General features: G+C 40.4%; 5 protein-coding genes. 2 read left to right on the top strand and 3 right to left on the bottom strand.

Annotated features, from left to right (window positions below):
- Positions 1 to 299 precede the first annotated feature (299 nt).
- The 3 genes from ACWQ4X_RS14570 to ACWQ4X_RS14580 all read right to left on the bottom strand — a co-directional run bounded on the left by ACWQ4X_RS14570 (position 300) and on the right by ACWQ4X_RS14580 (position 3,366).
- Positions 300 to 1,124: an SDR family NAD(P)-dependent oxidoreductase gene (locus ACWQ4X_RS14570; protein WP_457904133.1), complete on the bottom strand. Its 825-nt coding sequence runs from the start codon at positions 1,122 to 1,124 to the stop codon at positions 300 to 302.
- Between the two features lie 36 nt (positions 1,125 to 1,160).
- Positions 1,161 to 2,795: a long-chain fatty acid--CoA ligase gene (locus tag ACWQ4X_RS14575; RefSeq protein ID WP_457904134.1), complete on the bottom strand. Its 1,635-nt coding sequence runs from the start codon at positions 2,793 to 2,795 to the stop codon at positions 1,161 to 1,163.
- 76 nt (positions 2,796 to 2,871) lie between these two features.
- A complete protein-coding gene (locus ACWQ4X_RS14580; protein WP_142769020.1) occupies positions 2,872 to 3,366 on the bottom strand; it encodes a 2,4'-dihydroxyacetophenone dioxygenase family protein in 495 nt (164 codons plus the stop codon).
- Between the two features lie 352 nt (positions 3,367 to 3,718).
- On the opposite strand from ACWQ4X_RS14580, the gene ACWQ4X_RS14585 reads away from it, so the two are divergent.
- Both ACWQ4X_RS14585 and ACWQ4X_RS14590 read left to right on the top strand, forming a co-directional pair.
- Positions 3,719 to 4,291 (top strand): hypothetical protein, encoded by a 573-nt coding sequence (locus ACWQ4X_RS14585; RefSeq protein WP_457904135.1) that lies wholly within the window; start codon positions 3,719 to 3,721, stop codon positions 4,289 to 4,291.
- A gap of 36 nt (positions 4,292 to 4,327) precedes the next feature.
- Positions 4,328 to 6,343 (top strand): LuxR C-terminal-related transcriptional regulator (locus ACWQ4X_RS14590; protein WP_457904136.1); only part of this gene is annotated, 2,016 nt, incomplete at its 3' end.

Raw genomic sequence — 6,343 nt, forward strand, 5'->3', positions numbered from 1 at the left:
TTGTAATAAATAGCTTTATTCAGAGACCTCAATTTCACTGAAACAGGCACATGGACAATTAATTTTCTAATTTTTATGAAAATTAGGCATTAGTTATCTAAACACCCATTCTGAAGAAATAGGCGGCCGTTGCATTGCTGAATCTGAATGAATTTTTTGTTTTACTGCAATCTATGAATAGTGTTCTTACATGAACAGGTTCAAATCCGTTTGCAGTGAAAAAACCGAATTTTAGGAATTGGGCTTTTTATTCTATTTGGGGTTGATTCAGCTACCGTGTAGCTGAATCAACCCGTGTCTTATAACGAAAATTTCTGGATGATCTTGTCTAATTTTTTATCGATTTGGCTACGATAAAGATCTGGCAAGACACGAGAAAGTTTGGTCAGAATGCGCAGCTGAGCACCAATAATCACCATGAAATCATTTGAGAAAATGCCTTCATAGATTTCTTTACAGGCTTTGTCGACTGGCATGGTGCCACCACCCAATTGTTTCAAGGCCGCGGTAACAGGTGAGCCTGCTTTACGCTCTTCAGTGACTAATGGTGTATCGACTTCAGGTGGGCAAACCACAGCAACATCAATTTTCTTGCTGCGTAATTCCATACGTAATACTTCGGCTAAACCAATCACACCAAATTTAGATGCGCAGTAGCCTGTATAACCATAGCAACCAACCAGACCTGCAGCAGAAGCAATAAACACGATTTTAGGGCGTTTACCTTGCTGAACTGCTTGCAGTAAGTGTGGTAAAGCAGCATGCGCTACATTACGGCTACCTACCAAGTTAATGTTGATCTGTCTTTCAAATTCTTGCGAAGACATTTCATCAAAGTTCTTCGCAATACTAATCCCCGCAGAGTTGATTAACAGATCAAGCGCACCAAATGTTGCAGCAGCTTCAGCAAATTTTGCTTCCATCGTGCTTTCATTTTGTACATCAAGTTCAAATCCACATACAGCAGGAGAGAGCTTTTGCAATTCAGTAACGGCTTGTTCAATACCTGCATGGGCAAAAATACACACTTGATATTTGTCTTTGAGTAGACGTTTCGTCAGTTCAAGACCAATACCGCTACTACCGCCAGTCACCCATGCTGTTTTTGAGCTATTATTTTTCATCGCAATGTCCTCAGATCAACATTAAATTTACAGTGATTAGACAACTTCGTCTTTAAGCAGAACATCACCAAATTGTTTGCGTAAATCAGCTTTAACAATTTTGCCTGTACCGTTAATTGGAAGTGCATCGACAAAGATCACGACATCAGGAATCTGCCAGCGAGCAAGTTTGTTTTCAAAGTATGCACGCGCATCATCTTCAGAAAGCGTAGAGTCTTCTTGTTTCACTGCAATTAAAATTGGGCGCTCATCCCATTTTGGATGACGAGCAGCAATTGCCGCAGCCATGCGAATTTCTGGATGACCCACTGCAATATTTTCAATTTCAACAGAAGAAATCCATTCGCCGCCAGACTTAATTAAATCTTTTGCACGGTCACAAATGGTCATATAGCCATCTGCATCAATGGTTGCGATGTCACCTGTATCGAACCAACCATCGGCAGTCAGTGCACTTTTCTCTTGGTTGAAGTAGTTTTCAACAATCCAAGGACCACGAACTTGTAGGTTACCTTGAGTGTGACCATCATTTGGTAATGCAGCGAGGTTATCACCATCCACAATACGTAATTCAACGCCAAATGGAGGACGACCTTGAGTTAAACGAAGGTTTTCATATTCAGCTTCATTTAACGCAGAATGTTTGGCTTTCGGCTGGTTGACTGTACCCACTGGGCTAGTCTCTGACATACCCCAAGCATGAATCGTGTCACAGTCGTAACTGTTTTTGAACTCTCGAATAATAGATGGAGGGCAAGCTGCACCACCCACCACATTTCGGTTCATACTTTCTAATTTGGTGCCGCGTTTTTTCGCCGCCGCCAATAGACCTTGCCAGATGGTCGGAACACCTAAAGCGACAGTTACTTTGTAGTCATCAATGAGGCTAACGAGGCTGTCACCATCTAAGTTTGGACCAGGAAGTACAATGGTGCTGCCAGCCATTGCTGCTGCATAAGGTACGCCCCAAGCATTTACATGGAACATGGGTACCACTGGCATCACGATATCGCGCGCAGATAAATTCAGGCAGTCTGGTAAGCAAATTGCCATGGTATGCAATAGCGTAGAACGGTGGCTATACAGTACGCCTTTCGGGTTACCAGTCGTACCTGAGGTGTAGCACAATGAGCTTGGTGTTTCTTCGCTAAACTGTGGCCAGTTATATTCTGGAGATTGATGTTGAATCAATTCATCATAGAAAAGTACATCTGGTAAAGCTTCGACGATTTTTTCATCGTGTGAACCGTAACAGATGAAACGTTCAACAGACGGAACCTTACCTTGCACAGCAAGGATTAAAGGGAGGAACGTTGAATCAAAGAAAATCGCTTTATCTTGAGCATCATTAATAATAAAGATCAGTTGCTCAGGGAAAAGACGTGGGTTAATGGTATGACAAACATAACCACTGCCCGAAATTGCGTACCAAGTTTCTAAATGACGATGGTTATTCCAAGCGATTGTCGCAATACGGTCACCCGCTTCAAGATCAAATGTCGTAAAAGCATTGGCTAAGCGTTTACTGTTTTGTTGAACTTGTAACCAGTTGGTTGTCGTAATTTGACCATTCACTTCACGTGAAATGACAGAGGTGTCGGAGTGATACTTTGCTGCGTGCTCTAGTAAATTACTAATCAACAAAGATTGATGCATCATTTTGCCAAACATTTCATTCATCCTTGGTAGCTGTTTTTTATTAAAATAAAGAAAGACTTTTAGCAGGCGCTAAAAGTCTTTTATGAACTTATTTGTTGTTAAATGCAACTTCTGAACCAGGCTTAATGTAGCGAGGCATTTTTTGACCTGTTTGTTGCGCAACTGCATGAAGGGTACGCTCAATCCAACCAGCGTCCATGATGAACATTAGTGTGTCATCATCGTTTAAGTTTACATTCGCGCCTTCAATCACCATGAATCCTTCAGCACCTTCAGGAGTAGATAGGGTATGGATAGAACCAGCTGGTTCAAATAAATAGCTACCAGCAGTTTGAACATCTTCTGGATATTCGACATAATGCCACGAACCCGCTGTTGTATAGAAATGTACAACACCAGTGTGGAAATGGCGTGGTAATACTACACCAGCATCAAAACGCGCACGGATTACCCAAGTACCATTGTCTGGATCTAAGAAGCAAGGGGTAACATGTACGCCTGGTAATGCGTTTTGAATTTCGCCATCATTAATGTTGATAGTTAATAAACGGTCTTGATGTTTAATTGATTGTGCAATACTCATGACAAACTCCATGTATGTCTTTATTTGTGAGTGAGATATCAGAACGCTTAGATCAGCGAATATCTGCTATTTCCATGTACTTGAGCATAGCAACGTTTCAGAATTAGCAAACCATTCAAAAGAATGGATTTAGGGTTGTTTGATTATTGTTCGATTAGTTTGTATCTAAGCTATATTTTCAACCTTATTATGATGCAATTTCACATGACGAGATTGTTTGCCTTATTTTAATTTGGGGACGGCTTTATACTAGCGGAATACATATATTTGAAGCGTATGTAAATTTGCTGTTAAATTTCAAGGAGTAGAAATTTGCTGATGGAATTAAATAAGAAAGATTGGATGATTTGAAATGAAAGTATTAAAAACTAAACTCAGCCGTCCAAGCATTGTGAGCGCTAAGGCAATGCAACGTCCTGAGTTGTTAGGCCATATGCTGGACTATTGCCAATCTTCTCTCGTCTTTATCCATGCGGCAGCGGGTTATGGTAAAACCACATTAATGCATCAGCTAAGTGAAGCACTGATTGCCAAGGGCAAACGTATTAGCTGGTTAACACTGGATAGCGATGACAATGACCCGATTCGACTTTATCAATATCTTTGGGTTGCACTCTTAGGCTTAGATCAGCTGAGTTCTATTCCTGATCGTCAGGTGCATAAGCAAAATATTCTTGAATTAACCCATAAAGTTTCAGATATGAGTGCTGAAACGGTGTTCTTTATCGATGAGTTTGAAGTCATCGAAAACCCTGAGTGTTTAAATATTCTGTGGTGGTTGTACCAATATTTACCTTTAAATTGTCATTTGGTAATTTCATCACGGGTTAAACCGAATTGGAGTTTTGCTAAAGAATATCTGTTGGGGCGCTTGAAGTTGGTGACGGAAGTTCACTTAAGCATTAAACCTTCAGACAGCGCATAGCTTATTGATTTTTTAAAACAACAGAATTTTGATCATGTGACTTTGACGCCTGCTTTAGCTGAGCAGTTGATTGAAAAAACGGAAGGCTGGTTAACTGGCATTCAACTGACGAATCTATATTTAAAAAATTATCACGATGCTGGTGCAGTAATTGAAAGCTTAAGTGGTGTCCACAATCAAATTGTCGACTATTTGAGTGAGCAGGTTTTTATTCAGCTACCAGAAGATATGCAAAATTTTCTGCTCAATATTAGTGTATTAAGAAAAATTAGCTTATCTAATATTCTAGAAGTGGCAGAAAACCCAGCCGCAGCTAAATTGCTAGAGAACATGATTCAAAAAGGATTGTTCCTGCAAGCTTTAGATGAACAAAACTCGTGGTATCGAATTCATCATTTATTCCGTGAATTCCTCGAAAATCGGTTTAAAGTTTCAAACCCAGAACAGTATAAAGCAGCGCATCTTCGTGCAGCTTACTGGTATCAGCAGCGCCATTATTTAATGGAAGCCATTTACCATGCCCAGCAGGCAGAACATCAAATGCTGGTCTTGGATCTTTTAAGTGATGTGAGCCGTGATCTGGTCTTGGAAGGGCGTTTTTATAGTCTATTGGAATTGGTCAAACTCATCCCAGATGCACTATTGGCACAACGGGCAGTTTTACTCTATGACGTGATTTGGTCCTTAACCATTACTCATCAGCATTTACTTGGCAATCATTATTTACAGCTTTGGCTCAAAGTGGATTCGAGTGAAAGCATCGTTGGGGACGACCAGTTGGCTCTGGCACCTATGGTTGCGTTAATGAGTGATGACATTAAAAAAGCATCAGAATTGGCGCAAGAGAATGTCTTAAAACTAGAAGAAGCCTCTTATTTTGTGCGTGCACCCTTAATTGGAATCGGTGCTTTGTATCACATTTGTCTGGGGAAAATCACTGAAGCCAGAAAAATCATCATTCAGACCCGTGCAGCGTATATACAAGGGCGGAATGTCTTCGGTTTGATCATTACTGACTGTATTGAGGCGTTGTGTGATTATTTAGAGGGGAATCTGGATAAAGCTTTACTCAAACTCGAATATATCGGGAAAAGTGATGATTATTTAAAACTGAGTTCAGATGAGTTTCTCCGACCAATTGTTAAAATGATTACCAGCAGTGTAAAAGCCAGTCTCTATTATGATCTGAACGAGATTTCACTCGCTGAAAATACCTTGCAGCATTTTCATAATGGTGAGCAACTGATTATTCCTGACCTTGCGATTGTCGGGTTTGAGCTGTTATTACGTCTGGCGCATATTCAAGGCAATCTACAGGCAGAGCAGGCATGTCTGACTCAATCACAAATTTGCACCAATGATTGGGTCATGCCTAGGTTAAGTCGCACTGTGCAAAGCATTTATGAACAATATCAGTGGTTTGATAAAAAGCACAAGTTACTGGATGCTGATGCACAAGAAGTGGAACAGTTATGCCAAAAGCATTTAGAGAAAACCTTAAATATCTCCAATGTGATTACAGGAGATGATTTAGCCCTGTATCGCCAATTGATTTTTATGGGGCATGAACAGCAAGCCAAAGCATTTTTAGAGCAAGAGCTGGCCCGAATTATGACTTATCCATTACGTCGAGTTCGAATTCTGTTGTTACTGGCTTTGGCAGACTACCGTTTAAAGCAGATTGATGTTGCGTTTAATTGGTTTGAGCAAGCTTTAGTATTGTTAGAGCCGACCAAAGCAGTGCGTATTGTTTTAGACGAACATCCATTGCTGTTTCAGTTGTTAGCGGATTACGTTAAATTTATCTTGAAATCGAAACCGAAGAAAGAGCATTCAATTTTGGCATTTGCTGAGGTGCTCACTTCAATTTGTCCAACTCCTCAAACTGAAGTTGTTCATGAAGATGAAGCTGTCAGTGCAATTCAGGCTGAATTATTGTCCAAGCGTGAATTACAAATTTTACTTAAGGTGAGCGAGGGCTGTACGGATATTGAGTTGGCAGATAAAGTATTCTTGTCCGTTAATACGGTAAAGTGGCATCTACGCAATATC

Source organism: Acinetobacter sp. NigerLNRRAM0016 (assembly GCF_054112845.1).

Bases quoted from the DNA above. Each gene is read 5' to 3' on its own strand.
- ACWQ4X_RS14570 (WP_457904133.1), bottom strand. From the start codon at position 1,124: ATGAAAAATAATAGCTCAAAAACAGCATGGGTGACTGGCGGTAGTAGC.
- ACWQ4X_RS14575 (WP_457904134.1), bottom strand. From the start codon at position 2,795: ATGTTTGGCAAAATGATGCATCAATCTTTGTTGATTAGTAATTTACTA.
- ACWQ4X_RS14580 (WP_142769020.1), bottom strand. From the start codon at position 3,366: ATGAGTATTGCACAATCAATTAAACATCAAGACCGTTTATTAACTATC.
- ACWQ4X_RS14585 (WP_457904135.1), top strand. From the start codon at position 3,719: ATGAAAGTATTAAAAACTAAACTCAGCCGTCCAAGCATTGTGAGCGCT.